At 51.8% G+C, this 20,332-nt stretch carries 15 protein-coding genes; 10 read left to right on the forward strand and 5 right to left on the reverse strand.

Annotated elements, in window-relative coordinates:
- Positions 1–125: 125 nt before the first annotated feature.
- Positions 126–875 carry a peptidoglycan editing factor PgeF gene (gene pgeF / locus CKO12_RS03825; RefSeq protein WP_200153413.1) on the reverse strand — a complete coding sequence of 250 codons (750 nt, stop codon included), beginning with the start codon at positions 873–875 and terminating at the stop codon, positions 126–128.
- A gap of 43 nt (positions 876–918) precedes the next feature.
- Positions 919–1,878 (reverse strand): 23S rRNA pseudouridine(1911/1915/1917) synthase RluD, encoded by a 960-nt coding sequence (rluD, locus tag CKO12_RS03830; protein ID WP_200153414.1) that lies wholly within the window; start codon positions 1,876–1,878, stop codon positions 919–921.
- 71 nt (positions 1,879–1,949) lie between these two features.
- Between rluD and CKO12_RS03835 the strand changes: the two genes are divergently transcribed.
- Positions 1,950–2,777, forward strand: a complete 828-nt coding sequence (locus tag CKO12_RS03835) for an outer membrane protein assembly factor BamD (protein ID WP_200153415.1) — start codon at positions 1,950–1,952, stop codon at positions 2,775–2,777.
- A gap of 48 nt (positions 2,778–2,825) precedes the next feature.
- Here the strand turns inward: CKO12_RS03835 and CKO12_RS03840 are convergent, their stop codons facing one another.
- Together CKO12_RS03840 and CKO12_RS03845 are read right to left on the reverse strand one after the other, a co-directional pair.
- Positions 2,826–3,164: a P-II family nitrogen regulator gene (locus CKO12_RS03840; RefSeq protein WP_200153416.1), complete on the reverse strand. Its 339-nt coding sequence runs from the start codon at positions 3,162–3,164 to the stop codon at positions 2,826–2,828.
- Between the two features lie 71 nt (positions 3,165–3,235).
- Positions 3,236–4,897, reverse strand: coding sequence for an NAD+ synthase (locus CKO12_RS03845; RefSeq protein WP_200153417.1), 1,662 nt, complete (start codon positions 4,895–4,897; stop codon positions 3,236–3,238).
- Positions 4,898–5,033: 136 nt separating this feature from the next.
- Between CKO12_RS03845 and parC the strand changes: the two genes are divergently transcribed.
- The 8 genes from parC to CKO12_RS03885 all read left to right on the forward strand — a co-directional run bounded on the left by parC (position 5,034) and on the right by CKO12_RS03885 (position 16,718).
- Positions 5,034–7,304, forward strand: coding sequence for a DNA topoisomerase IV subunit A (parC, locus tag CKO12_RS03850; RefSeq protein ID WP_200153418.1), 2,271 nt, complete (start codon positions 5,034–5,036; stop codon positions 7,302–7,304).
- Positions 7,305–7,380: 76 nt separating this feature from the next.
- Positions 7,381–8,583 (forward strand): ammonium transporter, encoded by a 1,203-nt coding sequence (locus CKO12_RS03855; protein WP_200153419.1) that lies wholly within the window; start codon positions 7,381–7,383, stop codon positions 8,581–8,583.
- A 40-nt stretch (positions 8,584–8,623) separates the two neighbouring features.
- Positions 8,624–8,989: a hypothetical protein gene (locus CKO12_RS03860; RefSeq protein ID WP_200153420.1), complete on the forward strand. Its 366-nt coding sequence runs from the start codon at positions 8,624–8,626 to the stop codon at positions 8,987–8,989.
- Between the two features lie 184 nt (positions 8,990–9,173).
- Positions 9,174–10,778, forward strand: a complete 1,605-nt coding sequence (locus CKO12_RS03865) for a phosphoenolpyruvate carboxykinase (protein ID WP_200153421.1) — start codon at positions 9,174–9,176, stop codon at positions 10,776–10,778.
- Between the two features lie 125 nt (positions 10,779–10,903).
- Positions 10,904–12,856: a diguanylate cyclase domain-containing protein gene (locus CKO12_RS03870; protein WP_200153422.1), complete on the forward strand. Its 1,953-nt coding sequence runs from the start codon at positions 10,904–10,906 to the stop codon at positions 12,854–12,856.
- 116 nt (positions 12,857–12,972) lie between these two features.
- Positions 12,973–14,016, forward strand: a complete 1,044-nt coding sequence (gene pyrC, locus CKO12_RS03875) for a dihydroorotase (protein ID WP_200153423.1) — start codon at positions 12,973–12,975, stop codon at positions 14,014–14,016.
- 170 nt (positions 14,017–14,186) lie between these two features.
- A complete protein-coding gene (locus CKO12_RS03880; protein WP_200153424.1) occupies positions 14,187–16,070 on the forward strand; it encodes an Lcl domain-containing protein in 1,884 nt (627 codons plus the stop codon).
- A gap of 72 nt (positions 16,071–16,142) precedes the next feature.
- Positions 16,143–16,718: a Uma2 family endonuclease gene (locus CKO12_RS03885; RefSeq protein WP_200153425.1), complete on the forward strand. Its 576-nt coding sequence runs from the start codon at positions 16,143–16,145 to the stop codon at positions 16,716–16,718.
- Positions 16,719–16,844: 126 nt separating this feature from the next.
- On the opposite strand, the gene CKO12_RS03890 is transcribed toward CKO12_RS03885, so the two are convergent.
- Positions 16,845–18,875 carry an InlB B-repeat-containing protein gene (locus tag CKO12_RS03890; protein WP_200153426.1) on the reverse strand — a complete coding sequence of 677 codons (2,031 nt, stop codon included), beginning with the start codon at positions 18,873–18,875 and terminating at the stop codon, positions 16,845–16,847.
- Between the two features lie 290 nt (positions 18,876–19,165).
- On the opposite strand from CKO12_RS03890, the gene CKO12_RS03895 reads away from it, so the two are divergent.
- Positions 19,166–20,326 carry an efflux RND transporter periplasmic adaptor subunit gene (locus CKO12_RS03895; RefSeq protein ID WP_200153427.1) on the forward strand — a complete coding sequence of 387 codons (1,161 nt, stop codon included), beginning with the start codon at positions 19,166–19,168 and terminating at the stop codon, positions 20,324–20,326.
- The last annotated feature ends 6 nt before the right edge of the window (positions 20,327–20,332 follow it).

The raw sequence follows: 20,332 nt of genomic DNA on the forward strand, positions 1-20,332 counted from the left end.
CTTCTTTGCTAAAAATTCTACTTGTGCAAAAGAAAATTGTTTCATACTGGCATCATATGTAAATTACGGCTGTGTATATTTTATCATTTAAGCCGCAACGATGCTGGCTATTTAATCAGCGTTTCCTAAACGCTCGTCAACCAAATTCCACTCGCTAATCGTCCTGTCATACCATCGCGGCGATAAGAAAAAAATTGCTCCGGCTGCGTAAAGGTGCAATTGCCACCACCAAAAATGTGCTCAATACCCAGCCGTTGCAACCGTCGCCGCGCCAGCACAAATAAATCCGCCTGCCAGCGCCGCTGCGTGATCGTGCTCGCGGCGCTTGGCACAAAAGCAACACTCGTCGCCGCATCCTCGCGCCAAAATCGCTCGCGCACCTCGTCACCCACTTCAAATGCCGTTGCGCCAATTGCCGGGCCCAGCCACGCCAGCACCCGTTCTGGCGGCAGCGCCAGCGCCGTCACTGCCGCTTCAATCACACCATCCGCCAAGCCGCGCCAGCCGGCGTGAACTGCGGCAACTGCGGTGCCTTGGTCATCGCACAGCAGCAGCGGTAAACAATCCGCCGTCAACACCACGCACACCGCGCCCGCTTCCCGACTCAGCGCCCCGTCTGCTTCACTGCCGCGAGTTGCCGCGCTTGCCGTCACGATCTGGCAACCGTGAACTTGCCGCAGCCAGCATGGTTCAGTCGGCACATCGAGCTGGGCACACAGCCGCGCCCGATTCGTCGCCACCGCTGCGGGCGCATCGCCAACGTGGTCGCCCAAATTCAAACTGGCGAACGCACCGCTGCTCACGCCGCCGCTGCGCGTGGTGGTAAATGCCCGCACCGTCGGCGGCGCTGGCCAATCTGGTGTGATTAATTTCATTCTAATCCACTGATAAAACTCAATTTAACCGCCAACTGCCAACTCATTCGCCCGCCTGAAAGAGCGCCAGCACCGCCGCCATGTCCGCTGCGAGCGGAATCTCCCACTGCATCGCCGCGCCCGTCGTCGGATGCGTCAATCCCAGCCGCAGCGCGTGCAATGCCTGACGCGGAAAGGTTTGCAGCGCCGTGATCAATTCCGGCGTCGCGCCGCGGGGCGGACACGGGCGGCTGCCGTAAACATGATCGCCAACCAGCGGCCAATGACGGTGCGTCAAGTGAACGCGAATTTGATGGGTGCGACCGGTCTCCAATTCCACCGCCAGCAGCGTGTGACCGCTAAAGCGTTCCAACACGCGGTAATGCGTCACCGCCGGGCGTCCGTGCGCCACAACTGCCATGCGCAGGCGCTGCGTGGGATGGCGACCGATGGGCGCATCAATCCGTCCGCCCGCCACCACCTCGCCGCGCACCAGCGCCCGATATTCACGATGCACCGTTCGCGCCTGCAATTGTTCAATCAGCGAACAATGCGCCTCCAGCGTTTTCGCAATCACCAGCAGCCCGCTGGTGTCTTTATCCAAACGATGCACGATGCCCGCTCGCGGCACGCTCGCCAGAGCTGGCGCGTAGTGCAGCAGCGCATTTTGCAACGTGCCATCGGGATTGCCCGCCGCCGGATGCACCACCAACCCCGCCGGTTTATTGATGACCAGCACCTGCGCATCTTCATAAACGATGTCCAGCGCGATGTTCTGCGCCAGACAGGTGCTATCGGTCGTCACCTGCGCTGCGAGCCGGATCGCGTCACCGCTCCACACCTTGTCACGGCAGCGGCGCGGCGCGTTATTCACCAGCACTTGACCGGCATCAATCCACTGCTGGAGGCGACTGCGGGAAAACTCCGGCACCAACACCGCCAACGCCTGATCAAGGCGGACACCAGCCAGCGCGGCGTCAACCACCACCTCACGCTGCACAAGCTCAACCGGGCTGGCGCTCATCGCCACCCCGCACGGAAATGAAAGCCTTTGGTTATACTGTGCGTCATTTCAAACAGGTGCCTTTGGTATTTATGCCACAAATGTTCACACGACTGCTCGTGCTGTTGTTGAGTGTTGCGCTCACCGGCTGCGGGATATTTGGCAAGGAGATTGATCCGACGGAAGGTTGGAGCGCCGCCAAACTGTACGCCGAAGCGGCAGCAGAACTCGACTCCAGCAATTACGCCAAGGCAATTGAACTTTATGAAAAACTGGAATCACGTTATCCCTTTGGGCGTTATGCCATGCAAGCGCAACTCGATGTTGCGTATGCGCATTATCGCGCTGAAGAGCCAGAAGAAGCGATTGCTGCTGCGGAACGGTTTATTAAACTTTATCCGCAAAATCCCTTTGTTGACTATGCCTATTATTTGAAAGGAATCGTCAATTATAATCGCAGCGTCGGCTTTTTAGATCGCTATATTCCGATGGATGCCTCACAACGCGATCCGGGATCAGCATTAGATGCGTTTACTGATTTCTCCGTGTTAGTGGAACGCTTTCCTGACAGTAAATACGCCGAAGATGCGCGGCAACGAATGCTGTATTTACGCAATAATTTAGCGCGGCATGAAGTCAATGTCGCCCAGTATTATATGCGGCGCGGCGCGTATTTAGCCGCCGCCAATCGTGCCAATTATGTGATTGAACGCTTTCAACGCACCAGCGCCGTGACTGATGCGCTCATGGTGTTAATTGACGCCTATCGCGCTTTAGAAAAACCCGAATTAGCTGCCGATGCGCAGCGCGTATTGGATTTGAATCGACAAGCGGGACGTTTAATTACCGAAGAAGCGCAACCACCAAAAGGCGATGTCGCCCGCAAATTGTGGAAATACTTCAAACTGGATGAGAATTAACTGGCGTGGACGCGACGCACCGTCGTCGCCCATCGCCATCAATTCCGCTTAAATCGCCGCCTCATCTTCTTCACCGGTACGAATGCGCACCACGCGAATCACCTCAGAAACGAAAATTTTGCCATCACCAATTTTACCGGTACGCGCAGCCGCAGTAATCGCGCTGATACATTCCTCAACTTGATCGTCCGCCAACACCAATTCAATCTTCACTTTCGGCAAAAAATCCACCACATATTCTGCACCGCGATACAGTTCCGTATGACCTTTTTGCCGCCCAAACCCCTTCACTTCAATCGCAGTCATGCCAGTAATTCCCGCAGCGGAAAGCGCCTCGCGGACATCGTCCAATTTGAACGGTTTAATGATTGCTTCGACTTTTTTCATAACAACTCCAGTATTGGTTGCAGCAACTCAAAGTAGCGTGATTGAACCAGATTGTGAAGAATGGCGCAGCACTAAAAACCGCTGGTCATCGGATAGCGCCGATCGCGCCCAAAAGCGCGAGTTGAAATACGCACCCCGGGCGGGGCTTGTCGCCGTTTATATTCATTGCGATCCACTAATCGCGTCACTCGCCGCACCATGTCTTCGGGATAACCGCGCTTCACAATTGCGGCAACGCTGTGATCGTCTTCAATATACAGTTGTAAAATCACATCCAGTATTTCATACGGCGGCAGACTATCTTGATCGGTTTGATCGGGGCGCAATTCTGCTGACGGCGGGCGCGTCAATACCCGCTCTGGAATGATCGCCGCTTGCGTATTGCGATAATGCGCCAGCCGATATACTAACAATTTTGGCACATCTTTCAATGGCGCAAAACCACCCGCCATATCGCCGTATAACGTAGCGTATCCAACCGCCATTTCACTTTTATTGCCCGTCGTTAATAAAATACGCCCGCTTTTATTACTGAGCGCCATTAAAATCACTCCGCGACAACGGGCTTGGATATTTTCCTCAGTCACATCACTTGCGCAATTGGCAAAACTCGGTGCCAACATCGTTAAAAACGTCTGAAAAGCTGGCTCAATTGGAATGATTTGGGTTGCCACTCCCAATAATTGCGCCTGTTCTAACGCATCAGTATTGCTCATTGCAGCGGTATAGCGCGACGGCATTAACACGGCTTCCACTTGTTTTGCGCCCAACGCATCGACGGCAATTGCCAAAGTTAGCGCCGAATCAACGCCGCCAGATAATCCCAGCACCGCACCTTGAAAACCATTTTTGCGCACATAATCGCGCACGCCGAGCACCAATGCGGCATAAATCGTAGGTAGTTCAAATCCCCCCAACCCCCCTTTTTCAAAGGGGGGCTTGATGGAGTCTTTTTCAAAGGCTGGATTGATCGAATCTTTTTCACAAGAGCTTTCAATTAACCCGTTGGCGGCAATTTCAATCATCAGGGTTGTTTCAATAAAACCCGCAGCGCGAGCAACAACGTCACCAGCGTGATTGACAACAAAAGAAGCGCCATCAAATACTAATTCATCTTGTCCGCCCACTAAATTGGCATAACAAATCGCAATTCCGTGATCGCGGGCGCGACGACCGACAATTGCTTCCCGCTCGGCGCTTTTGCCCGCATGAAATGGCGAGGCATTCAAATTGAGCAACACTTGCGCTCCGGCTGCAACCGCTTGGCGCGTTGGTTCATCTTGCCAAATATCTTCACAGATACTTAATCCAAACTGAATACCGTCGTGCATAAATACCGTTGCGGTGGTGCCCGCTTGAAAATAGCGTTTTTCATCAAAGACGCTATAATTGGGCAATTGCTGTTTGGCGTATTCAGCAAGCACTGCGCCATCGCGCAGCACTCCAGCAACATTAAATACTCCGCCCACCGTTTGCAACGGATAACCCAGCACGATGGTGATGCCGGTGATTTCAGTGCGAATCTGCGTTAATGCCGTTTCAACGCGCTGGAGAAATTCGGGGCGCAATAACAAATCTTCTGGCGGATAACCGGTGAGCGTTAATTCTGGAAACAGTACAATTTGCGCCCCCGCCGCACGCGCTTGTTGCGCCGCAGTCATAATGCGCACGGCGTTGCCAGCAACGTCGCCAACGATAGGATTGATTTGAGCAATTTGAATACGGCAACTCACGCAGGTGCTCCAATGATTCAATAAGGTTGTTAAACTTCAGTGCCATTGTTCATATCATCTTGAGCCGCGTTTTTTGCGGTAAAAGAAGAGAGCGCAATGGCTTGTCATCCGCACATTGTCAATTGAAAGCGCCACCATGAGTGATTTATTTTTGAACATCCCGCACCCCACTGAAGCACATTTAGAATGCCGTCCGCTCCAAGAATTTACCGAGCAGGCGTATTTGGATTATTCAATGGCGGTCATTTTAGACCGCGCTTTGCCGCATGTCGGCGACGGTCTCAAGCCGGTGCAGCGCCGTATTTTATATGCCATGTCGGAGTTGGGGCTGGCGGCGACGGCAAAATTCAAAAAGTCAGCCCGCACCGTCGGCGACGTGCTCGGCAAGTTTCATCCGCATGGCGACAGCGCGTGCTATGAGGCGATGGTGTTGATGGCGCAGCCCTTCAGTTATCGCTATCCGTTGATTGACGGTCAGGGCAATTGGGGTTCGCCAGATGATCCCAAATCATTCGCGGCGATGCGCTACACCGAGTCGCGCTTGACCGCGTATGCCGCGCTGCTGTTGGCGGAGGTCGATCAAGATACCGTCGCGTGGCAAGCCAATTTTGATGGCACCTTGCAAGAGCCGTGTCTGTTGCCCGCGCAGTTGCCCAATCTGTTGCTCAATGGCAGCACCGGTATCGCAGTTGGCATGGCGACGGACATCTTGCCGCACAATTTGCGCGAGGTCGCGGCTGCCTGCTTGCATTTACTTGATGATCCCGCCGCCAGCGTCGCTGATCTCGTGTGTCATGTACCCGCGCCTGATTTCCCCACTGCCGCTGAAATCGTCACCGCGCCCGCTGATCTGCTCAGAATGTACCAAACCGGCGGCGGCAGCGTGCGCCAACGCGCCCGTTATCACCTCGAACGCGGCGAGATTGTCATCACCGCGCTGCCGTATCAGGTCTCCGGCAATCGCGTGTTGGAGCAGATCGCGGCGCAATTCAACGCCAAAAAGCTGCCGATGCTCGAAGATTTTCGTGATGAATCCGATCACGAATATCCCACGCGGCTGGTGCTCGTGCCGCGCTCAAATCGCGTCGACATCGAGCGGCTGATGCTGCACCTGTTTGCGACCACCGATTTGGAGCGCAGCTATCGCGTCAATATGAACGTGATCGGGCGCAACGGTCGCCCGCGAGTGATGACGCTGCACGACATTCTCAGCGAGTGGCTACAGTTTCGCCGTGAGACGGTGCGACGGCGGCTGGCGCAGCGGCTGGCGCAGGTGCAAACGCGCTTACATCTGCTGGCGGGCTGGCGCATCGCGCTCTCCCAGCTCGACGCGGTGATTGCCATCGTGCGCGATGCCGATAACCCTAAAGCGTTGTTAATCGACACGTTGGCGCTGACGGAGGTGCAGGCGGAAGCGGCGCTCAATCTGCGCCTGCGCCAGCTCGCACGTTTGGAAACGACGGCGCTGCAAACGGAACAAACCGCGCTGATCACTGAGCAGGAGGCGTTGCAGCGGCTGCTTGATGAGCGCGAGGCGTTGAATCAATTGCTCCGCACTGAAATCAGCACGGCAGCGGCGCAGATGGGTGATGCGCGGCGCTCGCCGCTGGTGGTGCGGGAAGCGGCGACGGCATTGGATGAGACCGAATTGGTGCCGAGTGAGGCGGTGACGGTGGTGCTGTCGGCAAAAGGTTGGGTCCGCGCTGCCAAAGGGCATGAGGTTGATGCTGCGGGTTTGAGTTATCGCGCCGGTGATGCGCTGTTGGCAACGGCGCGGTTGCGCAGTCATCAGCAAGCGGTGTTTCTGGATTCCACTGGGCGCAGTTATTCGTTATTGGTCAATAGCTTGCCGTCAGCGCGGGGGCAAGGCGAGCCGCTCACCGGTCGCTTTGATCCGCCAGCGGAGGCGCAGTTTATCGCCGTGTTGGAAGCGCCAGCAGCGGCGCGTTATCTGCTGGCGGCGGATACGGGCTATGGCTTTATTGTGCGGCTGGAGGATTTGATCGCCAAGCCGAGGGCGGGAAAGACGGTGCTCAATGTGACTGCCGGAGCGCAGGTGTTGCCGCCGGTGTTGCTGCCGCCGGAGCAGTTGGCGCTGATTCGCGTGGCGGTGGTGAGCAGTGCGGGTTATTTGCTGGTGTTTGCGGCGACGGAATTGCCAGAGCTGGCGCGAGGCAAAGGCAATCGGTTGATGGGTATTCCGGCGCTGAAATTGAGCACGCGGGAGGAAATTGTGCTGGCGCTGACGGCGATTCCGGCGGGTGGCAATTTGACGGTGGTGGCGGGGCAGCGGACGTTGACGCTGAAACCGACCGATTTGGCGGCGTATCACAGCGAGCGCGGGCGGCGCGGGCGGTTGTTGCCACGCGGCTTTCAGCGCGTTGAGGCGCTGCGGGCGGGCGAGTAGCGGGTGGACGCCTGTTTTGGCATTCAATCTGCTAACAGGCGCTCCATCCGATCAATGACAAGCTGAGAGATGTCGCGTGGAACCACAAATAAGCAATGACGTTGTTTTTATTTTAATTGGTGCGGTCATGGTATTGGCGATGCACGCTGGCTTTGCGTTTTTAGAACTCGGCACCGTCCGCGCTAAAAATCAAGTCAATGCGCTCGTTAAAATTATGAGTGATTTTGCAATTTCAACCATCGCCTATTTTTTCGTTGGCTACAGTTTGGCGTATGGGATTGATTTCTTCACTGGCGCAGAAATCCTCAAAGAAAACAACGGTTATGCGTTGGTTAAATTCTTTTTTCTCTTGACTTTTGCGGCAGCGATTCCCGCCATCATTTCAGGTGGAATTGCAGAACGCGCTCGCTTTTATCCACAATTATTTGCCTCATTTTTAATTGTGGGTTTGCTGTATCCATTCTTTGAAGGATTGGTATGGAATGGCAATTTTGGATTGCAAACGTTAATTGAAACGACCTTCGGCGCACCCTTTCACGATTTCGCTGGCTCCGTCGTGGTACACGCCGTTGGCGGCTGGATCGCATTGGCGGCGGTGCTGCTGCTCGGCTCGCGCAGCGGGCGCTATCGTCACGACGGCAGCATGACCGCGCATCCGCCATCGTCGATCCCATTTCTCGCGCTGGGCGCGTGGACGCTGACGGTAGGCTGGTTTGGATTCAATGTGATGTCAGCGCAAACTGTCAACGCAGTCAGTGGCTTAGTCGCCATCAATTCGTTAATGGCGATGGTCGGCGGCATCTTGGCGGCGCTGGTCGTGGGCAAAAACGACCCCGGCTTTTTACACAACGGCCCGCTGGCAGGATTGGTCGCTGTCTGTGCGGGTTCCGATTTAATGCACCCTTTAGGTGCGCTCGTCACCGGAGCCATCGCCGGCGCGTTATTCGTGTACGCCTTCACCCTCACCCAAAACAAATGGAAAATCGACGACGTGCTCGGCGTGTGGCCATTGCATGGACTGTGCGGTTTATGGGGCGGACTGGCGGCAGGCATTTTTGGATTGCCGCTGCTCGGCGGCGTGGGTGGCGTCACTTTTGCCGCGCAAGCAGTCGGCACCTTGGCGGGAGTATTGATTGCGCTGAGTGGCGGTTTTGCGATTTACGGCCTGATTAAAGTCACGCTTGGAATGCGTTTAAGTGAAGAAGAAGAATATCTCGGTGCCGATCTCAGTATTCATCGCATTACCGCGCAACCTGATTATAATCGCGGCGAGGTGTAACGCACCTCATTGCCAATTCACACGATTGAGGAATGGAATAATGCACCAGTCATCATTGCAATTCGCAGCGCGGATTACCCTGTTATCGACTGCTTTGTTTACTGTTGGCGCTTGGCATTCTGCGAATGCAGCGTCGGCCTGCAAAGGTTTAGATGAAACCGCGTGCGCGGCGAATACGGAGTGTCGTTGGCAAGCGGGTTATGCCCGCAAAGATGGGGCGCAAATTGCTGCGCATTGCCGCGCCGTGCCGAAGAAAAAGGAACCGGCAGCGACTCCCGCGCCAGCCGCAGCGCCCACTCCAGCGGATGCGGCTCCGGTCGCACCAGCAGCGGTGGTGCCGAAAACTGCTGTTACTGCGCCGCCGGTCGCAACTCCGGCAGCGCCAGCGCCCAAAACCACGCCATAAGCGCAACCTGAGTTTTTTGCGTGATCTGCCGGTTATTTGAATTAACCGGCATTTTTTTGTCTCGCGTACCACTTGCAGCGCATGAGATGCCACTTATCTTGATTGTGGTGTAGTCTCAAAACCCGGCGCTTGCCGCCCCGCAAGTGCTGTTTCCTGTTTTTTTCAACCTGACGGAACCCACACGATGAGTAATACCGGACGCCCTCACAGCGCACATTCGCTTGACAATCATGGCCTGTACAACCTCAACACGGTGCATTGGAATTTGCCCACTCCGGCGCTGTATGAACAGGCGCTGCGGGCACACGAAGGCGTGTTGTCGCACATGGGACCGCTGGTCGTGCGCACTGGTCATCACACTGGACGCTCGGCCAACGATAAATTCGTCGTCGAAGAGGCGACCAGTAAAGACCATATTTGGTGGGGCGAAATCAATCGCCCGATTGATGAAGAACATTTCGATTTATTGCATCACCGGCTGGCGTCTTATTTACAGATGAAAGACGTGTATGTGCAGGATTGTTTTATTGGCGCAGACCCGAATTATCGGATGCCGGTGCGTATTGTGTCGGAATATGCGTGGCACAGTTTATTTGCACGGAATCTCTGCATTCAACCCAGCCACGATGAATTAACGCAGATCATTCCTGAATTCACCGTGATTGATGTGCCGCGTTTTCATGCCATTCCGTCGGTAGACAATACCCGCAGCGAAACATTCATCATGGTGAATTTCGCTAAAAAATTGGTGTTAATTGGCGGCACCAGTTATGCGGGCGAGATTAAAAAATCACTGTTTACCGTGATGAATTACATGATGCCATTCCGCGATGTATTGCCAATGCACTGCTCGGCGAATATCGGCCCGAATGGTAAAACCGCGCTGTTTTTTGGTTTAAGCGGCACCGGCAAAACCACGCTATCTGCAGATGCAGCCCGCACGTTAATTGGTGACGATGAGCACGGCTGGAGTAATGAAGGCGTTTTCAATTTTGAAGGCGGCTGTTATGCCAAGATGATTCGGTTATCGCCCACTGCCGAGCCAGAAATTTATGCCACCACGATGCGGTTTGGCACCGTGTTGGAGAATGTCACGGTTGAAGCAGAAGATCGCCGTTTGAATTTAGATGATGAATCGCTGACTGAAAATACTCGCGGCGGTTATCACATCAGCGCCATTCCCAATGCAAGTGAGAGCGGAATGGGCGGTCATCCCGACGCTATTTTGTTTTTAACCTGCGATGCGTTTGGTGTTTTACCACCGGTAGCGCGATTAACTCCAGAACAGGCGATGTACCATTTTATTTCTGGTTATACCGCTCGCGTTGCTGGCACTGAAAAAGGCGTTACCGAACCAGCGCCAGTATTTAGCGCCTGTTACGGTGCGCCATTTATGCCGCTGCATCCGCAAAAATATGCCGAATTATTAGGCAAACGTTTGACGGAACACGGCACCAAGGTGTGGCTGATTAACACTGGCTGGAGCGGCGGCGCGTATGGCGTCGGGCAACGGATGCAGATTCCGCACACGCGGGCGATGGTCAACGCGGTATTGGATGGCAAGCTCGACGACGTACCGACGCGCTTGGATCCGATTTTCGGGCTGCAAATCCCCGAAACTTGCCCCGGCGTGCCGGCCGAAGTGCTTGATCCGCGCCAAACGTGGCCGGATGGAGCGGCGTATGACACGCAGGCACGCAAATTGGCAGGAATGTTCCAAAAGAACTTCACCAAATTTGCCGATCAGGTTGATGAACGCATTACCGCCGCCGGGCCGAAAGCAGATTGAACGTTGCGCAAGACTGCTGGTGAAGTGCTAAAACTGTTTAGAGCGTAAGGAGAGGAAACACTGATTAACGTCAGTGTTTCCTAAAACGGCTGAATTGGCAATGTGTACAATAGGATAACCATCAAGTGATTCAGTTGATTATGCGACCGCTGCTAACTCAAAAGGGCATTATTAATATCGTTATATCTTGTTTATGTGTTGCGCTGCCCGCTTGGGCAGTGAGCGCCACGCCGCAATTAGATTCTGTGACATTGCAGCTTAAATGGAAGCATCAATTTCAATTTGCCGGGTATTATGCAGCGCAAGAAAAAGGCTTTTATCGTGACGCTGGTTTAGATGTCACAATTATTGAAGCAGCGCCGGGTATTGATTCAACGCAAGAAGTCGTCGCGGGTCGCGCCCAGTTTGGCGTTGGAACCAGCGAACTTATTTTGAATCGCTATCGCGGCGATCCGGTGATTGTATTAGGCGTGATTTTTCAACATTCTCCGCTCAGTTTGGTGACGCTCGGTGATTCGGGAATTGATCACGTTCACAAGCTCGTCGGTCAGAAAGTGATGATAGAACCAAGTTCAGCAGAATTGATTGCTTATTTGTATCAAGAAGGTTTCACACAAAAAGCATTTGTGATGGAGCATCACAGTTTTGATTTAAGTGATTTGCTCAATGGCAATACCGCTGCCATGTCGGTTTATGCTACAGATGAATTATATGAACTCCAACAATTGGGACGCACCTATAATCAATTTAGCCCACGCATGAGTGGCATTGATTTTTACGGCGACAATTTTTTTACTGTCAACAGCCAGCTAGAACAACATCCTCAGCGAGTTAAAGCCTTTCGAGAAGCAACCCTGCGGGGATGGCGTTATGCCATGCAACACTCGGATGAAATTGTGCAGTTAATTTATCAAAAGTATTCGCAGCGCCACAGTATGGCGCATTTGCAATTTGAAGCAAAAGCGATGCTGGATTTAATGCGCCCAGATTTAATTGATCCCGGTTATATGAATGTCGGACGTTGGCAACACATTGCGCAAACCTATCATTATTTAGGCATATTGCCTGAGCACTTCGACGTCACAAAACTGCTGTATATTCCCAATCCAGATTTAGATTTAGAAAAATTAAGAGTGACGCTTTACTATGCCGCAGCAATTTTGCTGGTGTTTGCGTTAGTTATTTTAGTACTGTTTTATTTTTATCGCCGCGTAACGATCAGCGAAGCAAAATTGAATACGATGTTTCATCATGCGCCGCTAGTATTGATTATCCTAAATGATAAAAATCACATCCTCAACTGGAACTTTGAAGCTGAGAAAACTTTTTTATGGACAGCGGTTGAGGTGATTGGTAAAAATGTATCACTTATTGTTCCCGCCAGCGAACGTGAGTCAGTACAAAACGTCTTTGCGACGGTGCATAGAGAACAGCAAGTGGTGCATCACGAAAACTTCAATGTGAAGAAAGATGGACAAGAGATTTTGTGTGAGTGGATTAACGCCCCGTTCAAAAGTCAGAGCGAGAAATCTAACTTTATTATTTGCATGGCACGTGATGTTACAGAAAAAAGGGCATTAGAAAAAAACCTAGAACAAGCCGCACACTACGATCATTTAACCGGTTTACCCAATCGCGCTTTAATTTTGGAGCAACTGAAAAAAGCACTTGCTTTAGCAGAACGGCATCAGACCAAACTAGCACTGCTGTTTTTTGATTTAGATGGTTTTAAGAAAGTGAATGATATTTTAGGACACAAAGCGGGAGATTTATTGCTCCAGTTTGTTGCCAAGCGGTTATTGCAATCAATTCGAGAAATGGATTATGTGGGGCGATTGGGTGGCGATGAATTTTTGATTATTTTGCAGGATATAGGCTCTTTAGAAAATGCTCAAGAAGTCGGCAATAAGTTATGTCAGTATATTGCGCGACCATGTCAACTCAATGATGAAGAAATCGACGTACATGCCAGCGTGGGCATTGGGATTTATCCCGATGATGCTATTGATTTCGATGCGTTAATTCACCACGCGGATCAGAAAATGTATCAAACTAAACTTCGGAATAAAGTTGTATAACCTGATACGCTCAGATACAACTGTTTAACCCTTTTTGAACAAAGGGAATCGAAACCGCCGCTTTTCCCATTCGGGAACGAGCGGTTTTTTTATGACTGCACTGCGAGTTTTTTATAATGAATCAAATCAATTGCCTCACGATTACCCGTCCCGATGATTGGCATGTTCATCTGCGCGACGGTGCGGCACTGGCGGCGGTCGTCGGTCACACCGCCCGTCAATTCGCCCGCGCCATCATCATGCCCAATCTCAAGCCGCCTGTGGTCACAACGCAACAGGCGCTGGCATATCGAGCGCGGATTCTGGCAGCACTGCCCGCTAACAGTGACTTTCAACCACTAATGACACTGTATCTTACTGACCACACTTCGCCTGCCGACATCGTCACCGCTCACGCCAGCGGCGCGGTATTCGCCTGCAAACTGTATCCAGCCGGCGCGACCACCAATTCTGACAGCGGCGTCACGGCGTTGTCGCATATTTATCCGGCATTGGCGGCGATGCAACAGGTGGGGCTGCCGCTGTTGGTACACGGCGAGGTGACGGCGGCGGAAGTCGATATTTTCGACCGTGAACAACGCTTTATGGAGGAACAACTCGCGCCGCTGGTGCGGGATTTTCCCGCGCTCAAGATCGTGTTTGAGCACGTCACGACCGCTGAGGCGATGGATTTTGTGCGCGAAGGCGCGGACACCTTGGCTGCAACCATTACGCCACATCATTTGTTGCTCAACCGCAACGCGCTGTTGGTGGGCGGCATTCATCCGCATCTGTATTGCCTGCCGGTGTTGAAACGAGAACGGCATCGGCAGGCGCTGCTGACGGCCGCAACCAGCGGACATCCGCGCTTTTTTCTCGGCACTGACAGCGCCCCGCACGCGATGAGCGCCAAAGAAACCAGTTGCGGCTGCGCCGGAATTTACAGCGCCCACGCCGCGCTGGAGGTGTACGCAACGGCATTTGCGCAAGCGGGCGCGTTGGAACGTTTAGAGGGATTTGCCAGCCATTTCGGCGCAGATTTTTACGGTTTGCCGCGCAATACCGGCACGATCACGCTGTGGCAGGAAACGTGGCAGGTGCCAACGCAATATGCGTTTGGTGATGATGCAATTGTGCCACTCAATGCGGGGCTGCCGTTGCAATGGCGGATGAATGAATGACTATAGAAATGACGCAGTTGCATTTGTAGCCACCTGATTTTTTGCATTTATTCTGCATAACACTGAGCGTTATTTTGATAATAAATCAGGTGGCTATCTGCTAATTCAATCTATAACCAACGACCAGCTATACTTCAATGACATCTCGTCCATCATGCGGAAAATTGCCAATGTTTAATCGTTATCAGCTCCTTCGGTCACTAACACGCTGGGCAGGAATTGCTGCCTTACTGTTGACCATTCCAACTCACGCTGCCGGTCTCAACGACACTGGCATTATCACTTGCTCGAATGCCGATATTAACGGCTTTCCGTGTCCGGTCGCCGGTTTTCCCGGTCAAGATGCTGAATTCGGCACCAACACATTTGATTTCACCAAATTGGATGCAGCGGGTAATGATTTGCCAGCAACCGCCACCAATCACACCTGCGTCCGCGATAACGTCACTGGGTTAATTTGGGAAGTGAAAACAAATGATGGCGGTTTGCGCGATCAAAATAAAATCTACACTTTTGACCAAGCCGAGAATTACGTTAAAGACGTCAACGCTACTCATGTATGCGGATTTAAGGATTGGCGAATGCCAGATGTGAAAGAACTGCTCGGGATTACCGATCAAAGTCACACTCATCCTGCAATTGATTTCAACTATTTTTTGAATACGCCAAATAACGGTTTTTGGTCAGTTTCTCCCTATGTCAACGACTTGGACTATCTGTGGAACGTGGATTTTAACGATAGCAGCGCCAGCGTCAGCAATCTGAGCAACGCCAGCCACGTTCGCCTCGTCCGCGGTGGTCAGTTTTTAGACACCTTTGTTGATAATGGTAATGGCACCGTAACTCAAATGAATACTGGGTTAATGTGGGCGAAGTGTAGCGAAGGTCAAACGGACAGCGATTGCACAGGCACGGCAACGGAAATGAATTGGAGCGCCGCTTTAACTGCCGCGAATGAATCCCTTCTAGGCGGCTACAGCGATTGGCGGTTGCCTAATTTGAAAGAGCTACAAACTCTGGTTGATTACAGCCGTTACAGTCCCGCAATTGATAGCAGCTACTTTCCAAATACGCCGGGTGCGTGGTTTTGGTCTGGCTCGCCCTATGCCGACAACTCGGGTGACGCATGGATTGTGGATTTCTACGGTGGATACGCTAAAAACAGCAGCCGGATTAGTGCGCTGTCCGTTCGACTCGTTCGTAGTATTTTTTATTTAACTGTTAATAAAATCGGCAACGGCACGGGAACGGTGACGAGCAGCGATGGCAATATCAAATGTGGAGCCACCTGCATTGCCAGTTTTAATAGCGGCAACAGTGTGATCCTCACCGCCATCGCTGCGAGCGGTTCGATATTCAGTGGCTGGAGCTGCGCATGTACCAATAAAACTGGTGATTGCACGGTGAACATGAACGCAGCGCAAACTGTCGCTGCTAATTTCAGTACTGCGCCAATTCTTAAAAAACTATCCATTAACAAATCTGGCAATGGCACGATCACCAGTTCGCCAGCAGGAATCAGTTGTGGAGCTACCTGTAATAAAGAATTTGCCATCGGAACTGTTGTCACGCTCACTGCAAAACCGGATACTGGTGCGACGTTTATCGACTGGAACAACTGCTCCCCCCTTGATAAAAAACCGCTGCAATGCACGGTCAAACTCGCTACCAATAAAAACGTGACCGCAACGTTTGGAAAAAATGGAGTTGCAGATATTAAAATCACTGAGATCAAACTCACGCCAACGTCACCCGATGCGAATGGCATTTTTAGTGCCACCATCAGCGTTACCAATCAAGGTTCCGCATCTGTCAGCGGTGGTTATTTGGATATATGGGCAAATCAACCAACCGAGCAAAAGTGCGGCGCATTTGGTGAAGAATGGATTGACATTGGTGTATTAGCTGCCGGAGCAACGAAAACCTTTACATTGAACTTGCGTTCAAATGGCGCTGGTGCTAAAAAGCTCCGTGCTTTTGCTGATAGCTGGTGTCAAGCGCCAGAATCAAATGAAGACAACAATCAACTGACTAAAAAATATACGGTAAAATAATCGCCATTGCTGTTTTTAGTGTCACCGCTCTCTTTTTATGAAAGAGAGCTTTTTATCTTGAGGAGTATCCTGATGTCGATTCCAGATGCTATCGTAGCAATCACACATGATGAATATTTAACTGGCGAACAACTGAGTCAGATTCGGCATGAGTATGTCGCCGGACAGGTGTTCGCAATGGCAGGGGCGAGTGAAAAGCACAACCGGATCACGCTTAATCTTGCCTTTCATTTACGCGCCGCAGCTCGCGGCACACCCTGCGGCGTGTTTATGAATGATATGAAGGTGCACATCGCCACGCGGGATATTTTTTATTATCCTGATGTGGTATTGACGTGTGATACCGACGACCGCGAACCATTTTATAAAACCACGCCCTGCTTGATTGCCGAAGTGTTATCACCTTCGACAGAATTAACGGATCGGCGGGAAAAGCTGGTGAATTACCGGACGTTGCCATCATTGCGTTATTATTTACTACTTTCCCAAGATCAGCGGATGGTTGAGTTATATCAGCGCAATGAGAATAAAGCGGGGGAATGGTATTATTTTTGTTATGACGACACGGGCGAATTGTGCTTAAACTGCCCGCCGTTAAAGTTACAATTCACGGTGGCTGATTTATATGAAGATGTCGTTATGCTCTAAACGGCATTTTTTACGCAAAACAGCGATCATTGCCCGCGCAATGTTTGCCTAAATCACAAAAAAACCGCCGCACTTGATGATTAAAGTGCGGCGGTTCTTTGTGTAAAAGCGAACTGGTTTAAGTCGTTACTTCACCGTATAGTTTTTAACCAGTTGGTTGTTGGTTTCATTCGATTCAATGAACGTGCATTCGCTATCCATAAAAGCGCGTAATTTTTTGGCACCAGCACTGCGCACTTCCAAAATGAACGCAATGGTTTTAGATTCACCCGGTTCTAATGGGTCAATTTTTTTCCAATTGTCGCTCTTTGCGTTACAGGTTTGCAGCGTTGCTTGATCCGCCCAAACATCAAGATAACCGTTATTACTTTTAATGTCGCCAGTATTCTCAACCGTAATTACAGCAACAAAATTGCTATTTGCAGTGGGCGATACCGGATTAATGACAATACTCATCACGCGCACATCAGCGGCGGTTGCTGCCGTATCTTTTGTACCAAACGTTGCGGTCACGGTTTTGTTATTGCTCATGGTGACGCTACAAACCAGCGGATTGGTAGTGAATGCCAGGCAACCAGACCAACTCACAAAGGTTGCGCCAGCATCTGGTTTAGCAGTGAGCGTAACGACTTCGTTGCTGGCAAATTTCACCGCACAAGCGGAGACAGTACCGCATGTAATGCCAACTGGATTGCTGGTCACGCTGCCATTGCCGGCTTTACTGATTGAAAGGCTGTATGAAGTCACGGGTGCAACAATAGGTGGAGTAATAAATGTTGCTTTAATCGTTTGCGCCGCGCTCATAGTCACCGAGCAGATGCCAGTGCCCGAACAACTGCCGTCACTCCAGCCGTTAAAGGTATAGCCAGTTGCGGGTTTGGCAGTGAGTTTAACCAGCGTTCCACTATTAAAAGTTCCGGTGCAGATGGTGCTATTGCTATTGCAGGTCATTCCAGTCGGATTGCTAGTGATGGTGCCGTCACCAACTTTGTTAATTAAAAGACTAAAGGTTGATGCAGTCACAAAGGCATCTGTGCCTTCAACTGCGCCGATGTCAACCGTGCTGTATTCAATACGCGGAGCGCCGCGTTGATCGGTAGTGGTGTCTGCTGGGATTAAACTATTGCTGCCAGCATCCAAGGCTTGGCTACGCGCAACGAGAAGATGTGTGTGCGTTAGACCGCCGTTATCGGCTAATGGAGCAATCGCAGTTGTAATGTCACCAACAAGAATAATGTCGTCGTCTGCGGGCGTAGCATTAACCAATCCTGAACTACGGTTTTGACCGAATAAGTTGTAACCCAAAGATGAAAAATTACCTTTCAAACTCATATAAATTTCTGCACCAGAAAGTACGCCATTTCCAACAACCAAACTATTGCCAATTGACACTTTATTACCAGAATAAATCCCGCCATTGTATAATGAGATATTACCGGAAATTGTACTGCTGCTAATTTTTAAACTGCCGGATTTGTTGTAAATTCCACCACCATAAGCAGCGGTTATAGTATTACCGGAAATTGTGCTGTTACTAATTGTTAAAATTCCGGATTCATTGTAAATTCCACCACCATTTTTAGATGATTTATTGTCGGATATCGTGCTGCTATTGATTTCTACGCTACCTGAAACGTTGAAAATCCCTCTATCGTTGTTGTCGGAAATAGTGCTGCCATTAACGATTAAACTTTTTCCATTGCTATAAATACCAGATTTTACATTAGCAGAGATCGTGCAATCGTTGATAGTGAGTTTTCCTTGGTTTTCGATGCTATATAAACTGTTGGCTATTTTCAGGTTAGAAATCGTTACAGTTACAGCTTCGCCAACTTGAAAAACCGTATTTACAATACTGCTAGAAATAGTCATCTGGTCAGCGCCGGGACCAATCAGTTCAAGGTCATCCGTTATTTTTATGGTGTTCACAATTAGCAAACTGCCAGTGACGCCAGACGCAAACTCAATCTTGTTGTCAGCGTCCGGTTGCGCGTTCGCGTCAATAACAGCTTGGCGCAGTGAACCGGGGCCTCTGTCGTCCAGATTGGTGACAATGAAGGTTGCAGCGCCAGCTGAGACGCTGAAAAGGCTGGTCAGCAGGGCGATAATTCCCGCCCGGCGTAGATAGGAACGTGGAAAACGCAGTGAGTCACACATGAAATGCTCCTGAAGAGATGAATTGACATGCAGGGAAAGTATAAACCCATAACGCAAGCGTGTTATTGCGTAAACTCAATTTATTATAAACAGATAACACCATACAAGGTTATGTCGCGCTGTGTGACTGATATGCCGCGTTTTTCTATTCAAAGCGCACAGCCTCCCCCTCTCGCTTGCTAAACTCAACACGACTGCTGACTCAACTTTTCCCAACACAGCTATACTAAGCGCCCGCATTTATTAATTCTGATTGCCGCTGCGCAAGCTGCACCGCTGGAGTTTCCTCAATGAAATTAACGTTTTTATTCAGGCTGGCGGTGAGCGCCACCGTTGCCTTGTGGCTGCTCGGCTGCGAGCAACTGCCCGGCGGAGCCAAACCCGCTGCCGCGCCGCCGCCCATGCCCACGCCCGAAGTCTCCGTCATCACCGCCACCACGCAGACCGCGCCGTTGACGCGGGAATTGGTCGGACGCTTGGCAGCAACACGCATCGCGCAGGTGCGGGCGCGAGTGGCAGGCATCGTGTTGGAACGGGTGTACACCGAGGGCACCGATGTCAGTGCGGGCGCGATCTTGTTCAAAATTGATCCGGCGCAGTTGCAGGCCAAGCTGCGAGCCGAGGAAGCTGCGCTCGCCAAAGCGGAAGCCGATGCCACCAATGCCGCGTTGACGGCGCGGCGTTATAACGAATTGCGCGAAAAAAAAACCATTTCTCAACAAGATGTCGATACCGCGTTGGCGACTGAACGCACGACGGCTGCCGCAGTGATGCAGGCGCGGGCGAATCTCGAAAGCGTCCGCCTTGATCTGAGTTACGCCACCGTCCGCGCTCCCATTGCCGGTCGTGCGGGGCGGGCGTTGGTGACGGAAGGCGCACTGGTGGGGCAGGGCGAGGCGACGTTGATGACGAGCGTCGAACAAATCGACCCGATTTACGTCAACTTCAGCCAATCGGTGCGCGAGCTGGCGGAATTGCAGCACAGCGGCAAATCGACCGCGAAACCGAAAATCGAAGTCGTGCTGGCTGATGGCACGACCTACGCCGCCACCGGCACCCTTGATTTTTCTGATCTCGCCGTTGATCCGGGCACCGGCGCAGTGTCGCTGCGCACCACGCTGGCCAATCCCCAACACGCGCTCTTGCCGGGCATGTTTGTCACGCTGCGCCTGACTACCGGACATTTGCCCAATGCGTTTGTCTTACCGCAAGCCGCCGTGCTGCGCGATGCCAAAGGTGCGGCAGTGCTGGTGTTGGGTGCGGATGGTCTCGTCGCACAGCGGCGGGTGGAGACGCACGGCATGACCCGCAGCGAGTGGATTGTCACTGGTGAACTGCGCGACGGTGAACAGGTGATTATCAGCGGGCTGCAAAAGGTCAAACCCGGCGCTCCCGCCAAACTCGCTGCGCCCAAATCTGCGCCAGCCAACCCCGCGCCAGCGAAAAGTTAGGAGCTT

Origin of the sequence: Chromatium okenii (genome assembly GCF_016583745.1) — a bacterium.
Classification (GTDB): domain Bacteria; phylum Pseudomonadota; class Gammaproteobacteria; order Chromatiales; family Chromatiaceae; genus Chromatium; species Chromatium okenii.

What these genes read in the sequence shown, in the direction of transcription:
- pgeF (WP_200153413.1), bottom strand. Translation starts at nt 875, where the DNA reads ATGAAATTAATCACACCAGATTGGCCAGCGCCGCCGACGGTGCGGGCA.
- rluD (WP_200153414.1), bottom strand. Translation starts at nt 1,878, where the DNA reads ATGAGCGCCAGCCCGGTTGAGCTTGTGCAGCGTGAGGTGGTGGTTGAC.
- CKO12_RS03835 (WP_200153415.1), top strand. Translation starts at nt 1,950, where the DNA reads ATGCCACAAATGTTCACACGACTGCTCGTGCTGTTGTTGAGTGTTGCG.
- CKO12_RS03840 (WP_200153416.1), bottom strand. Translation starts at nt 3,164, where the DNA reads ATGAAAAAAGTCGAAGCAATCATTAAACCGTTCAAATTGGACGATGTC.
- parC (WP_200153418.1), top strand. Translation starts at nt 5,034, where the DNA reads ATGAGTGATTTATTTTTGAACATCCCGCACCCCACTGAAGCACATTTA.
- CKO12_RS03860 (WP_200153420.1), top strand. Translation starts at nt 8,624, where the DNA reads ATGCACCAGTCATCATTGCAATTCGCAGCGCGGATTACCCTGTTATCG.
- CKO12_RS03865 (WP_200153421.1), top strand. Translation starts at nt 9,174, where the DNA reads ATGAGTAATACCGGACGCCCTCACAGCGCACATTCGCTTGACAATCAT.
- pyrC (WP_200153423.1), top strand. Translation starts at nt 12,973, where the DNA reads ATGAATCAAATCAATTGCCTCACGATTACCCGTCCCGATGATTGGCAT.
- CKO12_RS03880 (WP_200153424.1), top strand. Translation starts at nt 14,187, where the DNA reads ATGTTTAATCGTTATCAGCTCCTTCGGTCACTAACACGCTGGGCAGGA.
- CKO12_RS03885 (WP_200153425.1), top strand. Translation starts at nt 16,143, where the DNA reads ATGTCGATTCCAGATGCTATCGTAGCAATCACACATGATGAATATTTA.
- CKO12_RS03890 (WP_200153426.1), bottom strand. Translation starts at nt 18,875, where the DNA reads ATGTGTGACTCACTGCGTTTTCCACGTTCCTATCTACGCCGGGCGGGA.
- CKO12_RS03895 (WP_200153427.1), top strand. Translation starts at nt 19,166, where the DNA reads ATGAAATTAACGTTTTTATTCAGGCTGGCGGTGAGCGCCACCGTTGCC.